Raw genomic sequence first — 24,832 nt, 5'->3', positions numbered from 1 at the left:
CACATGACCATGCCAACACCCAGACAATTTTATTTTGTACTGCTCAATGACACCTTACCCCTTGATCTGGCAGGGCCGTTACAAGTGTTGCTTGAGGCACAGCGTGCAGGACAGGCCATCGACATACATTATGTCAGTGCCGAAGACACGCAAATTATGGATGGTGGCCTGAGACTACATCAACTCAAGCCCTTACCTGCTAAGCTGAATGCAACCGACGTGGTCATATTACCGGGCTGCAATGACGCCTTTGCAACCTATAACAACCCGGCTGGGTTACGCACCCAGCAATGGCTAAAAGCTCAGGCCAGATATGACCCATATATCTTGTCTATTTGCTCAGGGGCTGTGCTGGCAGCCAAAGCCGGGTTAATGGAGAACAAAGCCTGCACCACGCACTTTGCACTCATTGAGCGCTTTCGCAGCACATTTCGAGCCTGTAAAGTTGCTGATAATCGCATTTTTGTCCAGGATGGTAAGCTATTCAGCAGTGCAGGCATCAGTTCCGGTATCGATATGACACTACACTTTGTCTCGGTGTTATTCGGAGAACACATTGCAGCCCGGGTTGCCAGAGAGATGCTGGTGTACTTTCGTCGCAATGGACAAGATCCTCAGCTCAGCCCCTGGCTCTGCCATCGTAACCATATGCACCGGGCTTTACATCAGGTGCAAGATTTGGTGTGCGGCCAGATAGGCAGCCCACACAGTTTGCAAACACTGGCAAGTGCGGTTCACCTGTCAGTTCGCCAGTTGAGCAGGTTGTTCAAGCAAAACCTCGGGATCACCCCGGGTGAATATGTGAGTGGTATTAAAGTTGCTCATGCTAAAGCCCTTCTGTCGAGGAGCAATATCCAAATAGAGGCCATCGCTGATGCCTGTGGTTACAGCAGTGCACGTCATTTTCGTCGTATCTGGAACCAGTTTGAAACACTGTCTCCTTCGCAATACCGCCAGGCTCATCAACAGTAAGCGAAACCCATGCGTTTCGCTGGCTTTGCCTTGTATTAAATATTAAACTTCTATTTTTCATAGAGATATAACAACAATAAGATGGCAACTTTAGAAATTCTAACCGCACCTGATCCCAGATTGCGCGTCACAGCCAAACCAGTCACCGACATCGCATCAGTTCAAACCCTGATCGACGACATGCTCGACACCCTGTACGCAACCAGTAACGGCATTGGGCTGGCAGCAACTCAGGTTGGCCGCGAAGAAGCGATTGTGATCATTGACATATCAGACGAACGCAACGATCCGCTGATCCTCATCAATCCTGAAGTAGTGAGTGGCAGTAACAAAGCAATGGGGCAGGAGGGGTGTTTATCTGTACCTGATTATTTTGCCAATGTTGAACGCTACACTGAAATCACAGTCTCAGCACTCGACCGTCATGGAAAGTCAGTAACAGTGCAAAGCGATGAATTTCTGGCCATTGTTATGCAACACGAAATCGATCACTTGTCGGGCAACTTGTTTATCGATTACCTGTCGCCACTCAAACGTCAAATGGCCATGAAAAAAGTAAAAAAATACGTCAAAGCGCAAAGCAAACAAGGCGCTTAAACTAAGCTATGCTCAGATATTGGCCAACAAGATTTGATTTAACATAATTATTGCTGGCTAATATAAACTCAGGCGACAGCACTCACCCAGTGATCCACCTGAGCTTTCGCCTGCCTGGTCGCCACTTCACTGCCAATATGCGGCATACTGATCCCATATGCGGTGATCACATCAATGTCTGCAATACCAATAAAGCTGAGCACCTGTTTGAGATAGGGCACCTGAAAATCAACGGCGTGCATTTCTGGCATCGACATATCAGCTCCCGCACTGGCAATAATGACGGCCTGTTTACCCTCTAATAAGCCCTTCGGGCCCTGCTCTGAATAAGAAAAGGTCAAACCAAAACGACAGATCTGATCGATGTAATTTTTCATCAAACTCGTCACACTAAAGTTATGCATGGGAGAGGCAAAGACAATGATGTCAGCCTGTTTTAGTTCATCAATATAAAGCAATGATGGCTGTGCAACCGCAGTTTGCTCTGCCGTGAGTGCATCCTGATCACCATAAAAGCTATTGAGGATTTGATTATCATAAACTGGTGCTGGCGTCTGGCTCAGATCGCGCACTGTGAAAGCCAAGCTTTCATTCTTATTTTGCAATTGTGATTGTAAATAATCAGCTATCTCACTGGATACAGAAAACTCGTTTGCCGGACTCGACTTGATAATAAGCACTTGTTTTGTCATTGTAATAACTAAATATCTTTGAAATTTTCAGACATTATTGCGTGAAGGTGGCTTACGAAAAAGTGCATCAGCCACAAATCAGTTTTGTCTTTTTGACAAAAATAAACTAGATTATCTGGGATAAAAGGCATCTTGGATCACAATGGATAAGCTTAGAGCACTGCGCTATTTTAAGCGTGTTGTTGAATTGAATAGTTTCAGCGCTGTTGCCGAGGAGTTTTCGGTACCTGCTTCTTCCGTATCACGGCGTATTAAAGATCTCGAAGCGTCGCTGGGGATCGAACTGATCAAACGAACGACTCGCCACGTCAGTATCACAGAATTAGGGCAGATCTACTACCAACATATTGGTGAGATCCTCAGTAAGCTGACCTACGCTGACGAACTGATCTCACAGAGCTTTGACAACCCGAGCGGCACGCTAAAAGTCAGTGCGCCTCCCGGCCTGTCAAAGGCGCTGCTGGTGCCCTTGTTTCGGCGTTTTCGCCAGCAATTTCCAAACATTTTGCTCGACCTCGACTATACCAACGAATATGCACTCTTCGGGCAAGACTCTGTCGACCTGGCAATCAGGGGCGGACCGATTGACGATGCCCGTCTTATCGCCAAACCGCTCATTCGCAGTGGCTTTACACTGTGGGCGCACACCCAACTGGCTGATCGGCTAAATGCTCAGTTTGGCACCACCAATTGGTCAGTCGATCAACTCTGTCGTTGTCCGGCCATCATGTTTCGCAGCAAAGCGGCCCTCGTCCCATGGTGGGTGCACGAGCAAGGCGACTGGCAGCCAGTGTCGACTCAACCCGTTCTGATCAGCAATGACAGCACGACCTTACTGGATGCGCTCGCTCAGGGCGAAGGCCTGTTGCTGGCACCTGACTGGCTGCTCCCCGCACACCTAAAAAGCGAGGTAACACCCGTTGCACAGCACCTTAAATTGTCACCCGGTAAAACACACACAGTAGAAATAAACCTGGTATATCAACACGCCAAATATCAGCTCCCGAATATTAAACTCAGCGTCGACTTTATTTGTGACTACATGCGTACTCATGCTGTCGATATGGTAAAATTCTGATCTGAATTAAGGTATTGAATTATGTAAACTAAATTAGATACCTCGGTGAGCACACCGGTATTCAGGGCGCCCGCCAACAGATCACTATTTTACTAACTTAGCTTCCTCATGTTCTAGCTCATGAAATTCACAGAATTGAGTAATAAACCAGCCGATCTTAGGATCGCGCTTACGCGTCCGGTGCCAGTACAACGTCAGCTGGTAATCAGGCACCGGAAGCGGCGGCGGTTGTAACTGAAGGTTTAATCTGTCACACACCTGTAAGGCATAACGCCTGGGCATAGTCAGCAACATATCACTTTCTGGTAGTAACGTTGGTGCCACCAACACATGTGGGGTTGTCACTGCAATGGTTCTGGATTTCTTAATTTTTGCCAGTGCTCTGTCGACTATTCCCCGACGCTCGTTCCATGGTGCAATCAAAATATGCGGGTATGCAATAAAAGTACTCAGATCTAATTGTTTTTTGCATGGGTGAGACTGACAACGCACTGTCACGTAAGCGTCCTCAAACCAGCTAAGCTGGGTCAGACTCTCAGAAAACTCCTGCTGATGGGCAAACCCGCATACCAGATCCAGACTCTCCTCTTTCAAAGCTTGCTCTGCAATACGTTCTTCAAGCTGAACAAAACGGATATCCAGATTTTCAAACTGGCCAACCAGATGGGCCACAAAAGGTCGCAAACACCAGGCCGTGTAATCCGTCACAGCTATCGTTAGCGTGTGAGGTTCATTTGCATCAAACGGGCTGGCTTCTTGCAACCCTCCCTCAAGCATCTGCAACGCCGGCAACACAGTCTTTGCCAGTCGATGTGCATGCGCGGTTGCCAGCATACGATTATTCACCCTAACAAACAGCTCATCACCCAGGCGCTCCCTAAGCCGGGTCAGTGCGTGACTACACGCAGACTGACTGAGATTCAGCTGCTCGGCAGAGAGCGTAACCGAGCCATTCTGATACAAAGCAGCAAACAGTTTAAGCAGATTAAGATCCAAATTCGGCAAATGTTTCATTAATTATATGCATCTAGCCTGTGCAATCTATGCACTTTATTCATTTATAAATTGAGCTTACACTGAGTCACCATCATGTCAACTTTGGAAATAAACAGCCGATGAGTATCACGATCCGCCACGCAAAAAAAGGCGATGCAGCAACAATCTTGCATTTTATCAATGAACTAGCCATCTATGAGAAAGAGCCTGACGCAGTACTCAATACAGTCGCTGATATTGAGCAAAAACTATTTGGCGACGATGTACGCGCCCACGCCCTGATCTGCGAGCAAGATGGTGAGGCCATTGGTTTTGCCGTGTATTTCTTTAATTATTCGACCTGGCTTGGCAAATACGGTCTGTATCTGGAAGATCTGTATGTTGCTCAGGATCAGCGCGGACAGGGCGCAGGGAAAGCACTAATGAAGTTTCTGGCTCAACTGGCCATCGAAAAAGACTGTGGTCGTTTTGAATGGGTAGTGCTCGACTGGAACAAGCCTGCGATCGATTTCTACAACAGCATTGGTGCCAAACCTCAGGACGAGTGGATCATTTATCGCCTGACGGGTGATGAACTCAGAGCGTTTGCCGAACAGCCTTGAGGGAATGAGCGCATTTTAAATGACACCGTAGTAAAAGTGCCAGGGCGCAACGTTAAACGTATTTGCCCTGCATTTCCTGTAGCTCACGGGGCAACTCCACGCCTTCACGCTCAGCGATCGCAAACATGGCGCGCTGCGTGAATCCGCCGTAAATGTTGCCGTCTTTGTCTGTGATCTGCCAATCCTCAATGTCATCGAAGTGGCAGGTGTAATTATGCGCAAGTTTACCCTGATGCGTGACAGGTGGCGTGACCAGAAAGACACTGATCTCATCGCCTTTTATCCCTTCAACGTGTGCACCAAGGTGTTCAGAAACACCACAATCGCTTTCAAAGTCGAGTTTAACAAAAGCGTCCTTAGGAAACTGGCGATACAGGGATTTGAATTCCTCTAATGACGCTTTGGCATCTGCCACAGCCTGAAGCAGCAAAGGATCATTTGGGTCAGTCTCCAGCGCAGGATAATCCTCGGAGCTGGAGCTATAGCGGTTGTGAAGCCAATAAGCCAGCACAATAAAGACAACAATTAAACCCCAATACATAGGCTCAAACTCCTTGTGATTGCGACATCTGTTAATTTGAGCTTAGCAAACTAATCCGCCGGAAAAAAGCCGGTATCAGGATTATACCGGCCAGGTTTGATATGGCTTAATTTGATTTAGGCGCGGCACTGCTGCCAGCCAGGATCCCACCATCAATATTCAGTTCAATCCCTGTTACATAGGCAGACTCATCAGACGCCAGATAAAGCACCGCATAGGCCACATCCATAGCATTGCCCATGTGTCCAAGCGGAATATCGGCAGCAATACCGGCAATTGCTGCATCCCGAGCTTCTCCTTCACCTAACATGGCATCCCACATAGGCGTTAAAATGGCACCCGGATGCACAGAGTTACAGCGAATAGGGTAGCCTTGCTGAGCACAGTACAGGGCCACTGATTTACTGTGATTACGTACTGCCGCCTTACTTGCAGCATAAGCTGCTGCGGCCGGGATCCCTACCAAACCGGAGCGAGAGGAAATATTGACAATACTGGCAGCCTGAGAGGCTTTCATAAGCCGGATCCCATATTTGCAACCCAACGCAACGCCATCACTATTGGTGCGTTGCACTGTATGCCAGCTCGCTAAATCTAAGTGTTCAGGGTCATGCGGCCCCGCAGTTTCCAGAAACCCCGTTATACCTGCATTATTGACCAAAATATCCAGCCGGCCGAATTGGGCTTGTACAAAGGCTTCAACTGCTTGCCAATGCGATTCCTCAGATACATCGAGCAGATGGAAATGCGCGCGTTCGCCGAGTGTGTCGCACAGCTTTTGCGCCTCTTCAGCATTGTTGTCTGTAATGATCACGGTGGCACCTTGCTCAATAAAGCATGTCGCAACCGCAGCGCCAATACCACGTGCGGCACCGGTTATCAGGGCAATTTTATTGGTTAGTCTGGGCATAATATTCTCCGTTTATAGCAATCAGATGATTTGCAGCAAAGTGGCAACTATAAACAGAGTAACCAAAACGCAGTCAGAGTCAGGCTGGCAGAGAAAGCCGCAGCGATATCATGCAGAGTAGAAAGAATACGTAAGCTTGAGTTGATATCAAAGCATCAAAACTGGCGTGTGGTCACTCTGCTATACCACCACAAATGCACGTTCTCAATGAACGTTCAGTCATAGCGTTTACTCAGCATTACATTAAATACTGATTCAAAGGGTTAGCAGTTGTGATAAACCACTGGCAGTCTTGCTTACTTCAATTTGTGTGATCTCGTAATTCGCCAGTCCGGCGAGGTAAAAAGGGTCGTTGTGTAGAATTGCTTCTAACTCGGTTTGATTTTTTGCGGTAGCGAAAATCATTCCTCCAGTTCTGGGAACCTTTCTGCCAGACGCTAAAAAAACACCTTGCTGATAATATTACTGTAAAAACTGAATATGGGCAGGTAAATGCGCATCTACTTCTTCGAGTTCAACGGTGTACGTGATATTTACGACAAACACTCTTCACCGCTCCTTGCGAATTTGTATTATCAGTGCAGTTGTTTTAAAAACCACCACAAGTGTATAAGTCTTAGATCGTTTTGTAAACCGGCACTGTATTAAGTCATTATCGCATGTGTTATCGCATGCGTTATCGCACGCGTTTGACTTTAGGCGCCATATTTACCAAAAAGCTGTCTTTATTGACCAGAAAACCACATATACTACTTATGACAATAAAGATCCCATACATAGAACCGATATACACCCAGTCATTATTCTCAGCCAATAACATCACACATGTGCCATCATTTACAAAGAAAACATTTAACACAGAAAATACGAATACACTGCGGTAATAAAAAAGGTTTCCGGTATGACTGGCAAAAGAAGATAGGATCAGTGCAAATAAACCAAGGTAGAATCCGATAACGGACAGAGCACCTGTTTGATAGCTTGGGTATAATGCCAGTAGGGAGAGAACGATAGCTGACCAACCCGAAATTCGATATAACATGTTCAAATCCTTTGAATGTAATTTGTTAAAATTTGTAATTCTAACTCGTTCCAAATTATGAGCGATACAGTACCAAATAGCAACCCATATGAGTTAATTCATTTTCCAATTATTTACATAATGCTCTCGAAAAGCTTATAAACACTGGGTTTCGACTGTTTAAAAAGCAAACAGCACCTCCCGAACTCGAGTTCTTAATACGGGTAACACGTCAGCCTCAAACCAGGGACGTTTTTTGACCCATAATTGATTACGTGGGCTGGGATGCGGCAGTGCTATTTGTCCCGGCAAGCCAGCTCTCCACTCAGTCACCGCCTGAGACACACTGACAAAATCAGCGATATGATAGCTTTGTGCATATTGACCAATCAAAATAGTTAACTCAATGTTATTAAATACCTCAAGCAAAGGGGCCCGCCAAGTCTGCGCACAGATTTTAGGTGGCGGTAAGTCGCCTGACTTGCCCCTACCGGGGTAACAAAAAGCCATAGGTATAATCGCGAACAAGGCCGGATCATAAAACTGGGCCTCAGTGACCCCTAACCAATCTCTCAGCCGTTTACCACTAGCATCGTTAAACGGTTTACCGGTTTTTTGCACACTCAAGCTGGGGGCCTGACCGGCAATCAGAATTTTCGCAGCAGGCAGTCCCTGGATCACCGGCCTGGGTTCGAAAGGCAACTCTCCCCGACATAGCGTGCATCGCCGAACACGCTCAATGATATCCACGTTTATATTCTCCTCACAACGCAATATTCCCAGGTAAGTATATCAGTCTGCAGACCAATAAAAGAGTACACGAGTGCGTTCACTAAATATCCAGGATTTAACCTAAGAGGAATTAGATATTCCTTTTGGCATTAATATTTGTACATTTAACGCATTTGCTAATGATAATTACTGTTATTTGTAGCGCGATTCAGTGATAATTCGCCTCCCTATTTTTGATCAAAGAACAAGTATGTCGCTATCGCCTTACTTTGCTTACTTTACAGCCTATCGCATAAATGTTGTTACCCGGTTTGCACTCGCCATTTTCGGGGGATATGCCTGCACCGCGCTTTCTATCAGTCTGATGAGTTTGCTGTTACCGGTTTCCAAAGTGGATGCGGTGCTATTCAGCGTGTGCCTGAGTGTGCTCATCCACTGCCTTATTTTTATCGCTGTATTCGCAACAAAATCGCTCCGCTTCCTCTGCGGTGGTTTACTGCTGCTTGCAACAGTGCAATGGCTGCTAATCCTGATGTTAAGAGGATAATAATGAAAGACAGTTTTTTTCGTTCTATGACCTGGCTCCATACCTGGGTCGGATTACTTTTTTGCTGGCTGTTGTGGCTGGTTTTTTTTGCAGGCACGTTAAGCTTTTTCCGTCAGGAAATTTCACTGTGGAGCAAGCCTGAGCTACACCCCCACAGCATGGAAGTTCAGAGCTCACAACAAGCGCTACTGGATTACGGCTTTGCACGCCTGAACACAGAAGCGCCTGACGCAGCACGATGGTGGATCAGCTTGCCGTCTGAGCGCAACTCGCTACTGCGCGTCTCGCACCTGCCCTATGCGGAGCCGGGCGAAAAAGCCAGTTGGGTCAACCATAACCTGGCAGCCGATAGCAAAACTCCCGTGACTCCTAGAGAGTCAAAAGGCGGGAGCTTCTTTTATCGTCTGCATTTTGACTTACATTATATGGATCGTACCACGGCGCGCTGGATAGTGTGTCTGGCCAGCCTGTTTATGTTGGTTGCTCTGGTCTCAGGCATTGTGATCCACAAACGTATTTTCAAGGATATGTTCCAGTTCAGAGCGGGCAAGGGCAGCCGCAGCTGGCTCGATGGACATAACCTGAGCTCCGTACTGGCTTTGCCATTTCACCTGATGATCACCTACACCGGACTGATCACGCTTATTTTTACGCTTTTCCCGTATCCGGCACAAACGGTATATGACGATGGAGTAAAGGAATTCAGAAAAGAGTTTTATCCGGAACGACAACGCCCTCAGCTCAGCAACCAGACACTGACTGATCCGGCTTTTGCCCAGTCATTAGATCACTTTTTTACTAACTGGCCAGAGCAACCCATTTCGCGCATCATCATAGATCACCCTCAGGATGCAGCGGCCGTAATGAAAATTTACGGCGCTAACCGCAGTGAAATAAAAGACGAGCAAGCCGTCTGGCTGTATTCAGGCCAAACAGGCGAACTACTGAACACGGTACATCTCGAAGACAGCACTGCGGCGCAATTATATGGCGGTATGATTGCCATGCACACCGGGCGTCTGGCTTCCCCCGGCTTACGTTGGTTGTACTTTCTGTGTGGCCTGGCAGGCTGCGCTATGATTGCCAGTGGCTGCGTTATGTGGGCCAAACGGATCCGAGAGCGCCAAAAACCCACTCAGCCAGCCAGTTTTGGTCTTAAACTGGTCGAATCGCTTAACCTGGCAGCCATCATGGGTTTGCCGCTGGCTACAGCGGCATTCTTCTACGCCAATCGACTACTGCCTGTCAGCAACAGCGGACGTGCCGATCAGGAAGTGCTGGCATTTTTCCTGACCTGGGCTGCAACAACGCTGTTTGCCGCTAAGTGGCGAAATGCCCAAGGCTGGCGTACCCTAGCACTCGCCAATGCCTTTGTCTGGCTCATGCTGCCGCTGTGCAATGCACTTACAACACAAGGTAATTTAGTCCGTTACATCAGCAATGGTCAGTGGTCATTGGCTATGTTCGATATATTGGCTCTGTTAGCCGCAGGCGTGTTTTTTTGGCAGAGTAAAAAGCTTCGGTCAGCCCAACAAGGTCAGCCACTGCGCGCCCGCAGGGAGCGTGCCGCATGATGTACCTGATAGCGACCTTGTTATGCCTGTCCAGCTTCACGGCCTTCGCGCTGGCTAAGACACCACACTACAAAGCAGTATTTGGGACAAGGCCCGACCAGCTCAAGAGTAAACGATATCTGCTTGCAGCCTGGATCATGCTTTTACTAACCCTGATCGTCGATATCAGCCAGGCCATTGGATACGGCAGTCTGATGTTCTGCGGCCAGATGGCCCTCGCCGTGTTACTGCTGGCAGTCATGCTGTCCTTCCGGCCAGGCTGGGTAAGATCACTATTTTACCTACTCCCCTCAGCCACACTTATTGCGGTTGTGCTTGCCACTTTATAACAGCCAGGGGCTGAGCCACGCTCAGCCCTTATTTTATTTATAAATCAAACAGGTAGACACGATAACTCGATATATTTCCCAACCAGCTGGAACAAAAAATTACCAACTTGTGCAAAAATTCCGCTCATACATCTCTCATCCACTATCGGTTCACCCGGCTCTTAGTAAAAAACCCGCTCTGTATGACGCTGTGTATTTCGAGCGTTAGTAAAATGATGATCTCTGGCCCAAAATAGCGCTTCTCAGTTGGTAAAAATACGATCCAGGAACAAAAGTAGTTAGTAAATTGCTGATCTCAGAGCGGTTCGCTTTATCTAATAGTTAGTAAAATAATGATCTATGGTCATCACCAACCCGGTTTACTCGCCACCTTCCGGCCTCAAAATAGCCATAAAAGCCAACAATACCGACCCAGAGACCACAAACCTGCCAAAATGCCTTCACAGTTAGTAAATTCGTGATCTGAACCGGCGTAAGTTAGTAATACTTTGATCTGGATGACGATAACGTTAGTTAATACATGATCCGGCTGAATACTCCAGTTAGTAAAATAACGATCTGTCGACGCTTGAGCGTAACGAATACCCGCTATACTGGCTGAGTTAGTAAAAACCCGATCTCACTGTACAGATCCAATCTACAGGAATAGCCGTTTAATAGAGGCAATACATTAAAATAATCAGCGCAGGGGAAAGCACATGATCATACTGATTGTAGGCGGATCAGGCGGCATAGGGCAGGCACTGGTTAATCGCTATGCCAGTGAGCAACCCGAAGCCCACATATACGCGACCTACCGAACCTCCAGACCCGAAATATCACCGCAAAACGTCCAATGGTGCCACCTCGATGTAAGCCAGGAAGACAACGTCAGAGCGTTGGCTGCTCAGCTGCCTGAAGTCGATGTGCTCATAAATGCCACCGGACTGCTACACACGCCCGACAAGCTCCCAGAGAAATCTATTCAGGAATTTGACCCTGACTTTTTTAACGACAACCTTAAAGCCAATACGCTCCCAACGCTGTTATTAGCCAAGCACTTTGCAAAAGCACTGAAAGCAAAACACCCGACTTACTTCGTTGCTCTGTCAGCCCGGATCGGTAGCATTTCAGATAATCAGCTGGGTGGGTGGATCAGTTACCGCAGCGCCAAAGCAGCACTGAACATGGCGCTCAAAACCATCAGTATTGAGTGGCGTTATAAACTGCCTAATTGCTGCGTCCTGGCTTTTCACCCAGGTACAACCGATACCGCCTTATCTGTGCCTTTTCAGAAAAATGTGCCGCCCGGCAAGCTTTTTTCTGCCGATTTTGTGGCTCAGAGCCTGATTGATCTGATCCAGAGCAAACAGGCATCAGACAGCGGAGGGTTTTATAGTTATGATGGTTCTGCGATTACCTGGTAGTAGATCACTCAGGTTTAAACGGACCGTGCATCTGCACGTGTCCGCTCTGCCCGTTATGCACAGCGATATAACGAGCAAAGGGCCCAATCTTATACAAATAATAACGCATGCCGTCAGTCGCCAATACATTACCCACAACACACACTTGTCCGTGCTTCACTTTATACATTCTGTTTGTTTTTGTTTCTTCAAATGTAGGGCTACTGACTTGCTCATGGACAAACCGTTTATCAGCATCGGAGCAGTCTGCCATACCTGCCAAACCCGCAAAGGAGGCAAGTAACCCCATAAATAGCAAAAATCTCATGTTTAATCGCAAATCACATGCTTGTTGGTTAAAAGACCCATAGAATTAAATGAAAACTATTATCATTAGAGGCTTATATGCATATTTCCGCACGCGTTATCGTAAGCGTTATACTGCTCACCACCGTGTTGTTTTACAGCCACACGGGCGCAGCGCAAACCACACAAGTTGAGGTTTACACACCCAGTGCAACAAAGCAACCCAGGGTGATGACCCTCAGCGGCTCTGTAGAAGCCAGACACCATGCACAACTGGCCAGCCAGGAGTCTGGGCTGGTGCAAACTTTACTTGTTGACGTGGGTGACAACGTCACTCAGGGCGAGCCACTGTTAAAACTGGATGCCACACTGGCCGAACTGAACCTGGCGCAGGCCAGAGCCGGGGCACAGGCGGCAAAAATATCGGTTCAGGAAGCACAGCGATTACTCGATGAAGTGGAAGCCCTTTCAAAAAAGCAAAGTGTCGCACAAACACTGATTGGCGAGCGCACCGCCGCACTGGCCAATGCCAAAGCAGAACAAATCAAACAACAGGCTCTGGTGGCGCTGGCCCAGGAAAGACTCAATCGTCACACCCTGTATGCCCCCTTTACAGGCGTGATTGGACAACGCTCTGTAGACATGGGCGAATGGGTCACCCCAGGCAATCAACTGTTTACTCTGGTCGCAGAATCAGACTTACGGATTGTGGTTAATGTGCCACAGGAGTACTTCCCACTGTTGCGCTCAACACCTAATCTTCCGGTAATGGTCACGCCTGATATCAACGCAGCTAAGCCCATCAAGACAGAGATCAGCCGCATTGTTGCCGTCACGGATCCGTCCAGCAGAACCTTTACGGCACACATAGATTTGACCGATACCATGGCAGTCCATGCTCAATTTACTCCAGGTATGTCGGCCCAGGCAGATCTGTTGCTGAACGCACAAGACGGTGCGGTCTGGATCCCTAAAAAGGCCGTAAAGCAACATCCGGATGGCGGCAGCAGCGTGTTTATTGCAGACAACAACACAGCCAAACGAAAAATGGTCACTATCACGGATTCACGACCAGACTATGTCGCTGTAACCGGCCTGACAGGTAATGAGTCGGTGATCACCACGGGCATTGAGCTGTTAAAAGAAGGCACACAACTGCAAATCAGCGCCAGGGCAGGTAACCTACAATGATAGAATCAGCGGTAAAACGCGGCACTTTGGTGGCCGTGGTGGTGCTGATCACCACCATTTTGGGCCTGGTTTCAGCGCTCAACATTCCCGTGCAGATGATCCCAGACCTGGAAGTCAGAACGATTACCGTACAAACGGGCTGGCCTGGCGCAACGCCACAAGATGTGGAGAAAGAGATCCTGATAGAGCAGGAGCGCTATCTGCGTAGTTTGCCAAACCTGCAACGCATGATCTCGTTTGCCGAAATGGGCGAGGCAACCATAGAGCTGGAGTTCCCCTTTGGTGTTGAGGTTAACGATGCGCTTATTCGGGTAAACAATGCGCTCAGCCAGGTACCCGCCTATCCGGAAAACGTCGACCAGCCACGGCTATTTTCCAGCTCCTTTTCCAGCAATGCCTTTATGTTTTTCCTGCTCAAGCCACAACCAGGTAACCCATTACAGTTAGACATGGATCTACTGCGGGACTACGCAGAGGACTATATCCGACCACGCATGGAAAGTGTCACAGGCGTCTCCGAGGTGCGTATTGGTGGCGGTGCACAACGGCAGATCCAGATAAAAGTAGATGCTGCACGTCTGGCTCAGCGCGGTATTAGCCTGAGCGATGTCAGAACCGTGATCCGCGACCGTAACAGAGATACCTCAGGCGGTGACATAGAAAGCGGTGAAAGCCGCTATCTGCTACGTGTAATTGGCCGCTTTGAGCAACTCAGTGAACTGGAAAACCTCATCATAAAACGCGACGGCAACGCCAATGTATTGCTTAAAGATGTTGCCAATGTAACGCTGGATCATTTCGAAACCCGCGGTGTGTCTTATTCCAATGGCGAGCGTACTTTACGCCTGTCGGTGCGTCGCGAAAGCGGCTCAAATGTGCTCGACATCAAAGAGCAGATGCTCCCGGTGGTTGAAGAAATTAACCAACAATTACTGGTACAAAACGGTCTGGAACTGACCTTGCTTAGTGACGATGTCCGCTATGTGAAAAGCTCACTTGAAAACGTCTGGACCAACCTGGCGTTAGGTGCACTGCTGGCTACTCTGGTCATGTACTTCTTCCTGCGCTCAGGACGAGCCACCTTAGTTGGGGTCATGGGGATCCCACTGTGTACCATCGCTGCATTTTTTGCCCTGATGAGCTTTGGCCGAACCATCAATGTGATCTCCCTGGCTGGCGTAGCCTTTGCCATCGGGATGACAGTAGACAACACCATTGTGGTGTTAGAGTCAATCGTTCAGGCCAAACGCGAGGGGATCAGCCGACGCTTAGCCGCGATTAATGGTGTAAAAGAAGTCTGGCCTGCGGTATTGGCATCAACCGCCACCACAGTGCTGGTATTCGCGCCTATTTTATTTGTGCAACAAGAAGCCGGTCAGCTCTACTCTGATATTGCGATTGCCATTTCAGGTGCCATCATCGCCTCCATGCTTGTCGCCATTTTTGTGGTGCCTGTCGCACTGGCGAATTTTGGCAAAAAACAGGATCTGGAAGAAAAGCGTCAGGTTGAACTGGGCAGCTACTGGTTGAAATTGTCGCGGTTGTTTACCCGCAGCACCACCCAGGCACGCATTGCCAGTGCCGCTTTCATTATCGTGATCATGGGCCTGGCAACTACCTTGATGCCTGCCGCCGAATATTTGCCAGAAGGAGAGGAGCCTAAAGCTTTCTCTATGATGATAGCGCCGCCCAACTATAACCTGACCGAAATGGAAAAGATTGGTACTGAACTGCGCGCCTATTTTGATGATTATGTGCAGGCAGACAACGGTGATTTTCTGGCGGGTAATAAGGACATGCCACCGCTTGAATACTACGCCATGTCCGTATCGGTTGGACGGATCTGGTTCTTAAGTGCACCGGTAGAGCCGGAACACATTAATCAGATGATGAGTGCCATCACAGACAAGTTCAGAAGCTACGAGGGCATGCGCGCTTTCTCGGCCAGAGGGTCTATCATTTCCAGCAATGACGGCGGTACAAGGGCCGTGGCTGTGGATATTGCCGGTGCAAATATCACAGACTTGTACAGCGCTGCAGAAGCAGTTTATGCAGAAGCAGACAAACTGTTCGACAAGCCACAAATTAACTCAGACCCCAGATCGCTGACGCTCGACCAGCCATTGATAGAGATCCAGCCCCGCTGGGCACGCCTGGCAGAACTGGAGCTCGATAACCGCGACTTTGGTTATGCGGTGGCCGCAATGAGTGATGGTGCGTATGTTGATGAGTTCATCCTCAATGATGACAAAGTTGACATGTTCCTGTTCAGTGGCGCTGGCAATCGCCAAACCATAGAGCAGCTATCGACAACACCGATCATCACGCCTAACGGACAAGTACTGCCGCTTAACGCGCTGGCCGATCTGGTAGAAAGTAAAAACAGTAATTCGGTGCGTCGCGTTGATGGCAACCGAACCGTCACTGTTTACATCATTCCACCGAGAGACGTCGCGCTGGAAACAGCCGAGCAAATAGTGCGTCAGCAACTGTTACCTAACCTCTGGCAACAGGGCAAGATTGCTCAGGGCATTAAGGTTAACATCAGTGGCGCAGCGGACCAGCTGGAAGCAACCAAGACGTCGCTCTCTGGCAACTTTGTCATTGCGCTGGTGCTGAGCTACCTGCTGCTTGTGGCTATTTTCACACACTGGCGCTATCCACTGTTTATTCTGGCCACTGTGCCTCTGGGTATGGCCGGGGGATTACTGGGGTTAGTGACCGTTAACGGCATCAATAGCACCTTGTCGGCAATGGGCCTCAGTGCCTTCCACCAGCCATTTGACATGATCACTATGCTGGGCTTTTTGATCTTACTGGGTACTGTGGTGAACAACCCAATCTTGATTGTCGATCAGACCCGACGCTACGTCATGGAACAGGGGTTGAAGGTTAAAGAAGCGGTTCAGCAGGCTGTTGCAAAACGCCTCAGACCGATACTGATGTCAACCACCACCACCATCTTTGGTCTTGCGCCTCTGGTGCTTATACCGGGTGAGGGTACCGAGCTGTATCGTGGCGTAGGTATTATCGTACTCAGTGGTATTTTGGTTTCAACGCTACTCAGCCTGACCTTTTTGCCAGCACTTCTGGTGGCAGTGATGAAGGATGAAAAGCCAGCCTAAAAATATCTTAGCCCAAAGCGCAATGCTTCGGGCTTTGCTTAATCAGCAACGAAAATAGTCCCCTGCAAATACAATACCCCAAACCCGGATACCAAAACCCGCTCACCTGCTACCTGACAATATAATACTCCACCACGCTGCGAAGACTGATAGGCCATCAGTTCATCGCGACCCAATAACTCTGCCCAGTAAGGGGCCAGCCCTGCATGAATAGAACCGGTAACCGGATCTTCATCGCCGCCATTGGCAGGCCAAAAATAGCGAGAAATGAAGTCATAATTGTCAGCCCGTGCTGTTGCTACCACGTCCAGTGGAGCCAGCTGTTTGAGTAAATCACTATGGTATGTCAATTGCGCTACCGAGGAAGCTTGCTCATACACAGCAAAGTAGGCCTGACGATTTTTGAGCACCTGTACGGGCTGCTCAGATAAGCCTTCCAGTAACGCGGCTGGAGCTTGTGCAACCGGCTCAGGTTGCTGGTTTGGAAAGCTCATTTCTATTCGCTGATCCGGCAACTGATTAACGGTTAAAGGACCCACCTCACGGGTAAGGAAGGTGATCTCACCCTGGCCACCTAAATGATTAAAAATCACAAACGATGCAGCGAGTGTCGCATGACCACAAAAGGCGATTTCTGTCAGCGGAGAAAACCATCGGATCTCAAAGTGATGACCTGATGCGGTATCAACAGAGCGAATGAAAGCCGTTTCGGAGAGGTTGTTTTCAGCAGCAATCTGCTGCATTGTGCTGACTTCTGGCCATAGATTAACGGGGACTACGGCGGCCGAATTGCCTTTGAATTGAGCCTGGGTAAAGGCATCTACTATGTATATGTCATACTTCATCATGCTTCCTTATCAAGGAGCATACTGACACTCCAATAGCCGCGTCAGCACACTCAATCAAATCACTTCATTGTGACTCATAGTAAACACAATGGAGCGGGAAACAATCACTTTTCTTGTCGGGTTATCAACCAAACCAAGCCAATGATTGCCGTCATGGCGAGACCCGACAGCAAGAAGGGATCTACAATCAGGGTATCATGAAACTCAAACTTACCTGATGAAATCGATTTCCAGCCCATAAAATGCTGATTCGCAGCAACAACGGCGCCAAAAAAGCCCATGACCATAGCCGCATACTTACCCATCCAATGACGCCCGGCACCCGTGAACAACATCAAGCCAAGTAGACCAATCACGGTACGTTGCACACGGCAATAAGGGCAGACATAAACCACGCCCATTAGCTCAACCGCCCAGGCAAGGATGGAGACTCCAATCGCAGCCAGGCCCAGCCACTTGGCATGGCGAGTATAGGTTTCTAACTCAAATAACATACATTTACCTTTCTTAATCAAAGAGCTATTCGGATTATAGTCAACAGCTCATACAGCACAATTAAGATATATTATCACATATTCGTTAAGGATATAAATAAGATGATTAAGGAATAAGAAAGCTAAAATACAACAGAAAAGTGGCCTGAACAGCCACTTCGAGGCTAGCTTATTGCTGACGTGACCCTAGAGTAAGCAGGGCAATCATCAATACCAGAGCAAGCACGTCTATCTGCACTGCATTTAAAGAAAACGCGCCGGCGTTACCAGTCAGACGGACGGTAGAAGAAAATAAAATGCCAAAAGACAGTTCAAAGTCTTTCAACCAGGTAAAACCGATTTGAATACCCCCAAGCCCCGTATACTTGTAATTAAGTACGCCAAAAGAGAAACTGACAACCTGTAGCCCCTGATTCAGTATCGATAACCAATACCACTTTGCCAGCTCTTTAACCGCCGTATAACCCGCAGCAGCACTGAGCAGGATAAAAGGCACACTAATAAGAGACAACCATGAACTTAGGGGCCCGAATATCAGCCCGACGGTCATCACAAATGCGGCCAGCAGTTGTATATAGCCTATGACTTTCACACGCCTTTCAGTAATGTGGGGGGTTTTTTTTGCTTGCTGTTGTTCGTGTAATTCAGCTTCCCCCTGGCGGGCATGTACCTCAGCGAGCAGGGCTGAATAGTGCTCTGAGTCAGGTGTGATTTGTTGCAGCGCTTCATGAAGTTCAGCCGGAGTATATTGAGAGTAATCAACTTTTATCATTGTTATATAACCCAAAAAGATACGACATTGGATGATTGCGCGAGTGTACGCTATTTACCCGTGTTCAGCAGCAAGTATTGTCGTCCCCCGGCTACAACTAACGACACCTGGCCGACATAGGATGACCATCGACATATTGGATCAGATCCCATAAATTGCCATAGAGATCTTCAAACACAGCGACAGTGCCATAGTCCTGCACAGCGGGCTCACGCACAAACTGTATCCCCTTGGCTTTCATCCATTCGTAATCCCGCCAAAAGTCATCGGTACTTAAAAACAAAAACACACGACCGCCAGTCTGATCACCGATAAAGGAGTTTTGTCGGGGTTTAGAAGCTTTTGCCAACAATAAAGCCACCCCATGAGAATTCGGGGGAGCCACTACAACCCAGCGTTTATCCTGCTCGGCCTGATAGGTATCTTCTATCAACTCAAACCCAAGCTTACCCACATAAAAGTCGAGCGCTTCGTCGTAGTCGTTAACCACCAGCGCAACGTGCGCAATGTTCTGTTTCATAGTGACCCTTAAGCTTATTTGTGGGGCTGAAACTTCTTGGTCATGCCCTGGCTCTTTGGTGCAACCAGTCTGTACCCCAGTTTTTCATAAAATACCGGCTCATCGGCAATCATAGACACGTAAGACCCGAGCAATGCTACAGACGACAAATATGCATCAATCGATTCCATCACACGACGACCCAGTCCTTGTCCCTGATAAGCTGGATCGACTGCCACATCGACTACCTCAAAATTACAGGCGCCATCACCGACCACCCGACCCATCGCAATCAATTTTTCGCCATCGCGGATCGACACACCATACAGTGTATTAGGTAAGCCAATTTCAGCCGCTTCCAGCGACTTTGGCGACAGCCCGGCCTTAACGCGCATATCGCAATATTCCTGAGCAGAAGGTACTTGTTTTATTAATTCTAGCATCGTATTCGTCTCCTATTTAGATACATAGTAGACCACAAAATACTGTATATATAAACAGTCATACAAAAATAAATGCTACATTATAACAAATTAAGATTGTTGATACTGAACGCGCGCCGGCGCCTTCTTAGACAGTGTCATCCCTCTTTACATTAGGGGATCCGGAATATTTAACGTTGCACACCCGCGGTTACATCGGCACTATATAGTGTTGAAATAACAATAATAAAAAACAATTTTCTACTCAAGGATCCTGATAATGAAAACAATCATACCCAAACTCACAGGCGTACTCGGTGGTGCCATGATCATGTGCCTAAGTGCGCAATTTAGCTATGCAGATGAAGCACAGGCCATGTCATCCGATGCACTATTGCTCACTCAGGTTCAGGTTGTTGACGTCGAACAACAAGAGATCCGCCGCAGTGCCGTATTGATTGAACAAGGCAAGATAGCCGCTGAATACCCAGTGCCTCCGGCCAACTTTAAGGGGCAGACACTCAATCTGAATAATCGTTGGCTTATCCCGGGCTTGATTGACATGCATGTTCATGCGTTTGGCAATCGGGCTCCTCATGCCAAATCAGATTTTGCCGGAACTGAAAAAATCTCCCAACGCGTGCTGTATGCCGGTGTCACCGGATTTGTAGACTTATTTGGCCATGAGCTAGGCCAGATAGCCGCACGGGAAAAGCAAAGAGCAGGCGCCTTTGTTGGTGCTGATATCTACAGCAGTTTATCTTGTTTGACAGCCCCGAAAGGTCATTGCACAGAATACGGCCTGGAAACACGCACTATGTCGACCCCAGAAGAGGCTATCGCTCAGGTGCAGAGTCTGGCCAAAGCCAAGCCCGATGTGATTAAAGTGGTATATCAGCCCAGTGACGATCAGCCCTCGATTGATAAGGCCACCTTTGCTGCCATCGTCCAGCAGAGCAACAAATTCGGGATCAAAACCATCGTCCACCTTAAAACCTGGCAGGACGTCATCGATGCCATCGACGTAGGAGCCACAGCATTCACCCACATGCCCGGCGCGCCGATCCCGGCAGGACTGGCAGATAAAATTGCAGCAGCAAAAATGGTGGTGATCCCGACCATGACAGTGCATACCGATCTGACAGACTTTCTGTTCGACAAATCAGTGGTCGCCTCAAAGCTGCTTCAGGCCATGACAACCCCAGCCATCATTGCAGGTTACCAAAGTGAAGAAACAATGAAAAAGTGGGGAGACAGAGAAGCAAAGTGGCGTAAGCTGGATGCGCAAAGAACCGCCAACCTGGCCGAATTAGTTAAAGCCGGCGTCACTGTTTTAAACGGAACGGACGCTGGTAATTATGGCACCATTCAGGGCTACTCAGTACACAGGGAAATGCTTAAATTAACCGAAGCGGGCATGTCGAACTGGCAGGCGCTGGCAGCGACAACCACACAGGCAGGCGCATTTTTGGGGATAAACAACAGCCTAAAACCGGGTGCCCAGGCAAGCTTTGTGATACTTGACGCCTCACCAATTGAACATATTCAAAATACACAAAAAATACATGCGGTGATCCATCAGGGCAAAGTCGTAGACCGGCTTAAAGCGCTTAAAAACGGATTTTAATCCCGGGTGCCGCTTCCATGACGCGGCACCTTTCATCAACAGGTAAGTTTTTAATGCGTAGTACATCTATTGGCCTGCTGGCAGGCCTATGTCTTTCTATTTGTTTGCTGGTGTTTTACCCACAAGATCAGCATAAAGCCGAGCATATCAAAGTTGCGAATCCCGTCGTCGAACAGGTTCATAACCCGGACATGACGAATACAATTGTCAGCACAACACGCCACCAACCCGAGCAGCAACAGGTGCCGGCCGAGTCGGCTGAAGCACTGTTTAAGCAAGCCATGCAAATACGCCTGTGCCGCAACGTACCGCGTACCGACGAAGCGTTCAACCAATGGCTCGAACAGGCGTTATCTCGCGACGAAGTACACGAGATAATCGAAACCATGAAAGCCAGATATCAGCGCTGTCTGAGCAACACCAACCGTGATGAGAACTATGTAGAGACGTTGATGCACGCAGCCCTAATGGGCTCAGATAAAGCGGCCGACACACTCTGGCTACTTGCCCCGGCCGAAGTACATCAGGCACTGAATTTCAGTACACTCACCAGAGATGAACAAGTCGCTCAGATGAAAGCATTCACCGCGCAAAAATATCAGGTGACTGAGCAAGTCGCTTTGCTAGGCGGGGAGAAGGCCACCTTACAGTTGATCCGAGGCTATCAAAATCTGGACCCTGACACAGGCGGGCAAAACTATATTCAGGCGCTGGCATACAGTCATTACTTTTTGCAAACCCGTCAGGACAGCGAGGTATATAGTCGCGTTGAGTGGACAAGGCGACATCTGGAACAGCGTATGACACTCGATGAAATTACTCAGGCACAACAACTGGCCAGTGAGTTACAGCATCGCGAATGAGATCATTAAGCCATACAAGTGAATACCATGTGGCAGGACTTGGTTTGCTCCGTCAGACAAAGATCGACAATAAAGACACCACCGTATACTGACCGCATAATTTGTACATTTTTGCATGGCAGGATTATTATCCAGCTCCTTCAACGAATAAAGAGGTGTTCATGAAACCCGGTTTGACTGTTTCTGCATTAACGTTAGCCTTGCTACAGGCCTATTCAGCACAGGTTGCCGCTGACACAGCAGGTGCCGACCAGATTGAAAAAATCACGGTCACATCCACCCGTACAGCCAGAGCAAATACCGATCTGGCGCTGAGTGTGGGTCAGGTATCCGAACAAACCATTGCTGACGACAATGCACAACATATCTCAGAGTCATTGCAAACCATACCGGGCGTTTTGATCAATCAGTTATCTGGCGGACAGGGGCACAACGCAGCCGTCCGTATGCCGATAAACTTTGACGGTTATACCTTGTATTTGCAGGATAATATCCCGCTGCAATCTGCTGCTTTTTATACCCATAACGCACTCTGGTGGACCACCAGCAACATTGGTCTGTCACGCCTCGAAGTACTACGAGGTGCAGGTACCAGTTTACATGGCGCAGGTGCCGTTGCTGCAACAGTCAACGTTTTATCTAAGCCAGTAACAGCCGACAAAAATTCTCTCGGTCTTACACTGGGTGAGCATGGTTATTCACGCATTAACAGCAGCACCACCTGGCTGGACGACTACCAGGGTGGATTGCGCGTATCAGCGGCCTATCTGGAAAACGATGGCTGGCGAGACCATAACGCTGTTGAAAAATCCGAGCTGGACGTGCGCCACGAATATCAGCTGGACGACAAGCAAAGCCTGACCACCTCATTGATTGCCTCATCACTTGATCAGCAGATCCTGACCACACTGAGCATTGAACAATTTGAACAGGATCCATCTCAGTCTGGTCTGCCTGATGAGGTGATCGCTCTGGATCCGCGCAGAACCACGGATTATATGCGCCTCAGCACTGAGTATCTGTATGAGGATAAAAACCTGAGCGTGTCCCTTATCCCTTACGCGCGTCACCGCACATTGGAACACCTTGCCACCTGGCAACCCAATATGCCGGTAGAAGAAACAGAAGTCACTACATTCGGCCTGCTGGCTCTGGCCAGCTGGTCTCACCAAAACAGTGCTCAGACAACTCTGGGCGTTGATTTGGAGCATACTTCCGGAGACACCTATTCATTCCAGCCTACCACTCGGATCACCACTGGACGTGGCGCAGCAACTTACCCTCAAGGGCATGTATTCTATGATGACACCACCACCTTCAAAAGCGTGTCACCTTACATCCAGCACCTGGGCTATATTACTGATGCACTGAGCTATACTCTGGGCGCGCGTTTTGACCACAGTGAATATGAGTTTGACAATGCACTGCCCAAATACAAAGACGACGGCTTTGGCAATCGCTCCATTGCCTCACGTAAAGATACCTTTAGCCACCTCAGCCCTAAGCTGAGCCTGAATTACTTGCTAAACGATCAGTCCAGTGTCTACGCGCGCTTCGCCAATGCAATGCGATTACCTACCGCACCTGAAATGTATCATCTCAAAAGCCGCCAAAGCAGTGCGCAACTGGGGAGTCTGAAAGAAGAAACGTCCGATACCTATGAACTGGGCTACAAGGCTAATCTGGATGCACTGTCGATTGAACTGGCTTATTACCTGATGGATGTAGACGACGCCATTGTCACGGCATTCAGCGATCTGGGCGCCTCATACCGGGTCAACGCTTCCAGTGTCAGACATCAGGGCTTTGAGCTTGGGCTGAACTACCAGTTTAACCGCGCATTTTCTGCTGCGCTGGCCTACAGCCAGTCCGACCACGAGTTCCGTCACTACATTCGCGATGAGGGACGAGTTCACCGTGAGACAGGCGAATCGATGGAGCAAGATTTATCGGGCAATAGCCTGCACATGGCGCCGGAATATGTTGCCAATTTCAGGCTCAACTACACCAGCCAGGCCATCAAAGGACTCAGGCTCACCGCTGAAGCCAAGAGTATCGGCGACTATTACCTGAGCGTAGAAAACACCGATACTTACTCTGGCTATACCGTGTTTAACCTCAAAGCCAACTACCGGCTCAACAAACGCGTGAAACTCCACGCCCGAATTGCCAACCTTACCGACAAAACCTATGCGCTGCAAAACGAGGAGCGCTTTGGCAGAACCCGTATCCAACCCGGCATGCCACGTACGGCATATGTCGGGATTAGCTATGATTTCTAGCCTCAGATACACGGCCCCCGCCTGCACCCTGATGTTACTCACATCAGGGCCGCTCGCGGCAGAGCACGTTCAGTTTGAGACAGGTTCATACAGAAACAAATCTGTACTGTATTACGATCACCAAACGTTGAGCCTGAGTAAAGTCGACTCAGGCAAAACCATCTCTGTGTGTGAACAACGCATTTCCGCGGAAACACTCAGCCACACATTGGCCTTTTTCAAAACCCCGGATATTCAGAGCTGGCAGCCCCGTTACTTTAACGAGGGACTCAAGGATGGCAATACCTTCACCCTTGATATTCAGATCGCCAACATCACTAAAAAAAATGCGGGCCATAGTGACCTTGCACCAGCCGGGTATGACAAACTCATCCGGTATTTTAATCAAGTGCTCATCGTCAATAATTGCCCGGCAATCCAGTAAGTC

26 protein-coding genes and 1 pseudogene are annotated in these 24,832 nt (G+C 48.6%); 14 read left to right on the top strand and 13 right to left on the bottom strand.

Going from position 1 to position 24,832, the window contains the following annotated elements; genetic code table 11:
• The first annotated feature begins 3 nt into the window (after positions 1-3).
• Positions 4-972: a GlxA family transcriptional regulator gene (locus PRUB_RS21600; protein WP_010384444.1), complete on the top strand. Its 969-nt coding sequence runs from the start codon at positions 4-6 to the stop codon at positions 970-972.
• Between the two features lie 81 nt (positions 973-1,053).
• Positions 1,054-1,569, top strand: a complete 516-nt coding sequence (gene def / locus PRUB_RS21595) for a peptide deformylase (RefSeq protein ID WP_010384446.1) — start codon at positions 1,054-1,056, stop codon at positions 1,567-1,569.
• Between the two features lie 68 nt (positions 1,570-1,637).
• Here def and PRUB_RS21590 read toward each other — a convergent pair whose 3' ends face one another.
• The gene (locus tag PRUB_RS21590) at positions 1,638-2,261 is read right to left on the bottom strand and encodes an FMN-dependent NADH-azoreductase (protein ID WP_010384447.1); all 624 of its coding nucleotides are present in this window, start codon (positions 2,259-2,261) and stop codon (positions 1,638-1,640) included.
• A 142-nt stretch (positions 2,262-2,403) separates the two neighbouring features.
• Between PRUB_RS21590 and PRUB_RS21585 the strand changes: the two genes are divergently transcribed.
• Positions 2,404-3,339, top strand: a complete 936-nt coding sequence (locus tag PRUB_RS21585; protein ID WP_010384448.1) for a LysR family transcriptional regulator — start codon at positions 2,404-2,406, stop codon at positions 3,337-3,339.
• An 84-nt stretch (positions 3,340-3,423) separates the two neighbouring features.
• Here PRUB_RS21585 and PRUB_RS21580 read toward each other — a convergent pair whose 3' ends face one another.
• Entirely contained in the window at positions 3,424-4,353 is a 930-nt protein-coding gene (locus PRUB_RS21580) for a LysR family transcriptional regulator (protein WP_010384449.1), read from the bottom strand.
• A 101-nt stretch (positions 4,354-4,454) separates the two neighbouring features.
• Here PRUB_RS21580 and PRUB_RS21575 point away from each other — a divergent pair, with 101 nt between their 5' ends.
• Positions 4,455-4,937: a GNAT family N-acetyltransferase gene (locus tag PRUB_RS21575; protein WP_010384450.1), complete on the top strand. Its 483-nt coding sequence runs from the start codon at positions 4,455-4,457 to the stop codon at positions 4,935-4,937.
• 52 nt (positions 4,938-4,989) lie between these two features.
• Here PRUB_RS21575 and PRUB_RS21570 read toward each other — a convergent pair whose 3' ends face one another.
• From PRUB_RS21570 to PRUB_RS21550, 5 genes and pseudogenes are all read right to left on the bottom strand, one after another.
• The gene (locus tag PRUB_RS21570; RefSeq protein WP_021032895.1) at positions 4,990-5,478 is read right to left on the bottom strand and encodes a DUF2314 domain-containing protein; all 489 of its coding nucleotides are present in this window, start codon (positions 5,476-5,478) and stop codon (positions 4,990-4,992) included.
• A gap of 106 nt (positions 5,479-5,584) precedes the next feature.
• A complete protein-coding gene (locus PRUB_RS21565; RefSeq protein WP_010384452.1) occupies positions 5,585-6,388 on the bottom strand; it encodes an SDR family oxidoreductase in 804 nt (267 codons plus the stop codon).
• A gap of 255 nt (positions 6,389-6,643) precedes the next feature.
• A pseudogene (locus tag PRUB_RS26515) lies at positions 6,644-6,838 on the bottom strand (YciI family protein); the annotation flags it as partial.
• A gap of 226 nt (positions 6,839-7,064) precedes the next feature.
• Positions 7,065-7,430, bottom strand: coding sequence for a hypothetical protein (locus PRUB_RS21555; RefSeq protein ID WP_010384455.1), 366 nt, complete (start codon positions 7,428-7,430; stop codon positions 7,065-7,067).
• A gap of 159 nt (positions 7,431-7,589) precedes the next feature.
• On the bottom strand, positions 7,590-8,159 hold the full coding sequence (locus PRUB_RS21550; protein ID WP_010384456.1) for a uracil-DNA glycosylase family protein: 570 nt from the start codon (positions 8,157-8,159) through the stop codon (positions 7,590-7,592).
• A gap of 232 nt (positions 8,160-8,391) precedes the next feature.
• On the opposite strand from PRUB_RS21550, the gene PRUB_RS21545 reads away from it, so the two are divergent.
• From PRUB_RS21545 to PRUB_RS21530, 4 genes are all read left to right on the top strand, one after another.
• The gene (locus PRUB_RS21545) at positions 8,392-8,688 is read left to right on the top strand and encodes a hypothetical protein (RefSeq protein ID WP_010384457.1); all 297 of its coding nucleotides are present in this window, start codon (positions 8,392-8,394) and stop codon (positions 8,686-8,688) included.
• Positions 8,689-8,690: 2 nt separating this feature from the next.
• The gene (locus PRUB_RS21540) at positions 8,691-10,262 is read left to right on the top strand and encodes a PepSY-associated TM helix domain-containing protein (RefSeq protein WP_010384458.1); all 1,572 of its coding nucleotides are present in this window, start codon (positions 8,691-8,693) and stop codon (positions 10,260-10,262) included.
• Complete coding sequence (locus PRUB_RS21535; RefSeq protein WP_010384459.1) at positions 10,259-10,591, top strand: DUF3325 domain-containing protein; 333 nt, start codon at positions 10,259-10,261, stop codon at positions 10,589-10,591. The genes PRUB_RS21540 and PRUB_RS21535 overlap by 4 nt, the downstream gene beginning before the upstream one ends.
• Before the next feature lie 698 nt (positions 10,592-11,289).
• A complete protein-coding gene (locus PRUB_RS21530; RefSeq protein WP_010384460.1) occupies positions 11,290-11,997 on the top strand; it encodes an SDR family NAD(P)-dependent oxidoreductase in 708 nt (235 codons plus the stop codon).
• 4 nt (positions 11,998-12,001) lie between these two features.
• Here PRUB_RS21530 and PRUB_RS21525 read toward each other — a convergent pair whose 3' ends face one another.
• On the bottom strand, positions 12,002-12,304 hold the full coding sequence (locus tag PRUB_RS21525) for a hypothetical protein (RefSeq protein ID WP_155946370.1): 303 nt from the start codon (positions 12,302-12,304) through the stop codon (positions 12,002-12,004).
• Between the two features lie 77 nt (positions 12,305-12,381).
• On the opposite strand from PRUB_RS21525, the gene PRUB_RS21520 reads away from it, so the two are divergent.
• On the top strand, positions 12,382-13,473 hold the full coding sequence (locus PRUB_RS21520) for an efflux RND transporter periplasmic adaptor subunit (RefSeq protein WP_010384462.1): 1,092 nt from the start codon (positions 12,382-12,384) through the stop codon (positions 13,471-13,473).
• Positions 13,470-16,598: an efflux RND transporter permease subunit gene (locus tag PRUB_RS21515; protein ID WP_010384464.1), complete on the top strand. Its 3,129-nt coding sequence runs from the start codon at positions 13,470-13,472 to the stop codon at positions 16,596-16,598. The genes PRUB_RS21520 and PRUB_RS21515 overlap by 4 nt, the downstream gene beginning before the upstream one ends.
• A 38-nt stretch (positions 16,599-16,636) precedes the next feature.
• Here PRUB_RS21515 and PRUB_RS21510 read toward each other — a convergent pair whose 3' ends face one another.
• The 5 genes from PRUB_RS21510 to PRUB_RS21490 all read right to left on the bottom strand — a co-directional run bounded on the left by PRUB_RS21510 (position 16,637) and on the right by PRUB_RS21490 (position 19,654).
• Positions 16,637-17,443 (bottom strand): PhzF family phenazine biosynthesis protein, encoded by an 807-nt coding sequence (locus PRUB_RS21510; protein WP_010384466.1) that lies wholly within the window; start codon positions 17,441-17,443, stop codon positions 16,637-16,639.
• A 107-nt stretch (positions 17,444-17,550) separates the two neighbouring features.
• Positions 17,551-17,940 (bottom strand): disulfide bond formation protein B, encoded by a 390-nt coding sequence (locus tag PRUB_RS21505; protein ID WP_010384467.1) that lies wholly within the window; start codon positions 17,938-17,940, stop codon positions 17,551-17,553.
• A 169-nt stretch (positions 17,941-18,109) separates the two neighbouring features.
• Positions 18,110-18,712 (bottom strand): hypothetical protein, encoded by a 603-nt coding sequence (locus PRUB_RS21500; RefSeq protein WP_010384468.1) that lies wholly within the window; start codon positions 18,710-18,712, stop codon positions 18,110-18,112.
• 97 nt (positions 18,713-18,809) lie between these two features.
• Complete coding sequence (locus PRUB_RS21495) at positions 18,810-19,232, bottom strand: VOC family protein (protein WP_010384469.1); 423 nt, start codon at positions 19,230-19,232, stop codon at positions 18,810-18,812.
• 14 nt (positions 19,233-19,246) lie between these two features.
• Complete coding sequence (locus PRUB_RS21490) at positions 19,247-19,654, bottom strand: GNAT family N-acetyltransferase (protein WP_040645345.1); 408 nt, start codon at positions 19,652-19,654, stop codon at positions 19,247-19,249.
• Positions 19,655-19,913: 259 nt separating this feature from the next.
• Between PRUB_RS21490 and PRUB_RS21485 the strand changes: the two genes are divergently transcribed.
• The 4 genes from PRUB_RS21485 to PRUB_RS21470 all read left to right on the top strand — a co-directional run bounded on the left by PRUB_RS21485 (position 19,914) and on the right by PRUB_RS21470 (position 24,829).
• Positions 19,914-21,260: an amidohydrolase family protein gene (locus tag PRUB_RS21485; protein ID WP_010384471.1), complete on the top strand. Its 1,347-nt coding sequence runs from the start codon at positions 19,914-19,916 to the stop codon at positions 21,258-21,260.
• A 53-nt stretch (positions 21,261-21,313) separates the two neighbouring features.
• Entirely contained in the window at positions 21,314-22,123 is an 810-nt protein-coding gene (locus PRUB_RS21480) for a hypothetical protein (RefSeq protein WP_010384472.1), read from the top strand.
• Between the two features lie 161 nt (positions 22,124-22,284).
• A complete protein-coding gene (locus tag PRUB_RS21475) occupies positions 22,285-24,405 on the top strand; it encodes a TonB-dependent receptor (protein ID WP_010384473.1) in 2,121 nt (706 codons plus the stop codon).
• Positions 24,395-24,829 (top strand): hypothetical protein, encoded by a 435-nt coding sequence (locus PRUB_RS21470; protein ID WP_010384475.1) that lies wholly within the window; start codon positions 24,395-24,397, stop codon positions 24,827-24,829. The genes PRUB_RS21475 and PRUB_RS21470 overlap by 11 nt, the downstream gene beginning before the upstream one ends.
• Positions 24,830-24,832: the final 3 nt, after the last annotated feature.

Source organism: Pseudoalteromonas rubra (assembly GCF_000238295.3).
GTDB classification, from domain to species: domain Bacteria; phylum Pseudomonadota; class Gammaproteobacteria; order Enterobacterales; family Alteromonadaceae; genus Pseudoalteromonas; species Pseudoalteromonas rubra.
Note: the sequence above shows the minus strand (reverse complement) of the source record. Positions and strands in the feature narration are given on the sequence as shown.

Bases quoted from the DNA above. Each gene is read 5' to 3' on its own strand.
- def (WP_010384446.1), top strand. From the start codon at position 1,054: ATGGCAACTTTAGAAATTCTAACCGCACCTGATCCCAGATTGCGCGTC.
- PRUB_RS21565 (WP_010384452.1), bottom strand. From the start codon at position 6,388: ATGCCCAGACTAACCAATAAAATTGCCCTGATAACCGGTGCCGCACGT.
- PRUB_RS21475 (WP_010384473.1), top strand. From the start codon at position 22,285: ATGAAACCCGGTTTGACTGTTTCTGCATTAACGTTAGCCTTGCTACAG.
- PRUB_RS21485 (WP_010384471.1), top strand. From the start codon at position 19,914: ATGAAAACAATCATACCCAAACTCACAGGCGTACTCGGTGGTGCCATG.
- PRUB_RS21525 (WP_155946370.1), bottom strand. From the start codon at position 12,304: ATGAGATTTTTGCTATTTATGGGGTTACTTGCCTCCTTTGCGGGTTTG.
- PRUB_RS21520 (WP_010384462.1), top strand. From the start codon at position 12,382: ATGCATATTTCCGCACGCGTTATCGTAAGCGTTATACTGCTCACCACC.
- PRUB_RS21535 (WP_010384459.1), top strand. From the start codon at position 10,259: ATGATGTACCTGATAGCGACCTTGTTATGCCTGTCCAGCTTCACGGCC.
- PRUB_RS21510 (WP_010384466.1), bottom strand. From the start codon at position 17,443: ATGAAGTATGACATATACATAGTAGATGCCTTTACCCAGGCTCAATTC.
- PRUB_RS21490 (WP_040645345.1), bottom strand. From the start codon at position 19,654: ATGCTAGAATTAATAAAACAAGTACCTTCTGCTCAGGAATATTGCGAT.
- PRUB_RS21530 (WP_010384460.1), top strand. From the start codon at position 11,290: ATGATCATACTGATTGTAGGCGGATCAGGCGGCATAGGGCAGGCACTG.
- PRUB_RS21505 (WP_010384467.1), bottom strand. From the start codon at position 17,940: ATGTTATTTGAGTTAGAAACCTATACTCGCCATGCCAAGTGGCTGGGC.
- PRUB_RS21540 (WP_010384458.1), top strand. From the start codon at position 8,691: ATGAAAGACAGTTTTTTTCGTTCTATGACCTGGCTCCATACCTGGGTC.
- PRUB_RS21480 (WP_010384472.1), top strand. From the start codon at position 21,314: ATGCGTAGTACATCTATTGGCCTGCTGGCAGGCCTATGTCTTTCTATT.
- PRUB_RS21585 (WP_010384448.1), top strand. From the start codon at position 2,404: ATGGATAAGCTTAGAGCACTGCGCTATTTTAAGCGTGTTGTTGAATTG.
- PRUB_RS21555 (WP_010384455.1), bottom strand. From the start codon at position 7,430: ATGTTATATCGAATTTCGGGTTGGTCAGCTATCGTTCTCTCCCTACTG.
- PRUB_RS21570 (WP_021032895.1), bottom strand. From the start codon at position 5,478: ATGTATTGGGGTTTAATTGTTGTCTTTATTGTGCTGGCTTATTGGCTT.
- PRUB_RS21470 (WP_010384475.1), top strand. From the start codon at position 24,395: ATGATTTCTAGCCTCAGATACACGGCCCCCGCCTGCACCCTGATGTTA.
- PRUB_RS21500 (WP_010384468.1), bottom strand. From the start codon at position 18,712: ATGATAAAAGTTGATTACTCTCAATATACTCCGGCTGAACTTCATGAA.
- PRUB_RS21590 (WP_010384447.1), bottom strand. From the start codon at position 2,261: ATGACAAAACAAGTGCTTATTATCAAGTCGAGTCCGGCAAACGAGTTT.
- PRUB_RS21580 (WP_010384449.1), bottom strand. From the start codon at position 4,353: ATGAAACATTTGCCGAATTTGGATCTTAATCTGCTTAAACTGTTTGCT.
- PRUB_RS21600 (WP_010384444.1), top strand. From the start codon at position 4: ATGACCATGCCAACACCCAGACAATTTTATTTTGTACTGCTCAATGAC.
- PRUB_RS21515 (WP_010384464.1), top strand. From the start codon at position 13,470: ATGATAGAATCAGCGGTAAAACGCGGCACTTTGGTGGCCGTGGTGGTG.
- PRUB_RS21575 (WP_010384450.1), top strand. From the start codon at position 4,455: ATGAGTATCACGATCCGCCACGCAAAAAAAGGCGATGCAGCAACAATC.
- PRUB_RS21495 (WP_010384469.1), bottom strand. From the start codon at position 19,232: ATGAAACAGAACATTGCGCACGTTGCGCTGGTGGTTAACGACTACGAC.
- PRUB_RS21545 (WP_010384457.1), top strand. From the start codon at position 8,392: ATGTCGCTATCGCCTTACTTTGCTTACTTTACAGCCTATCGCATAAAT.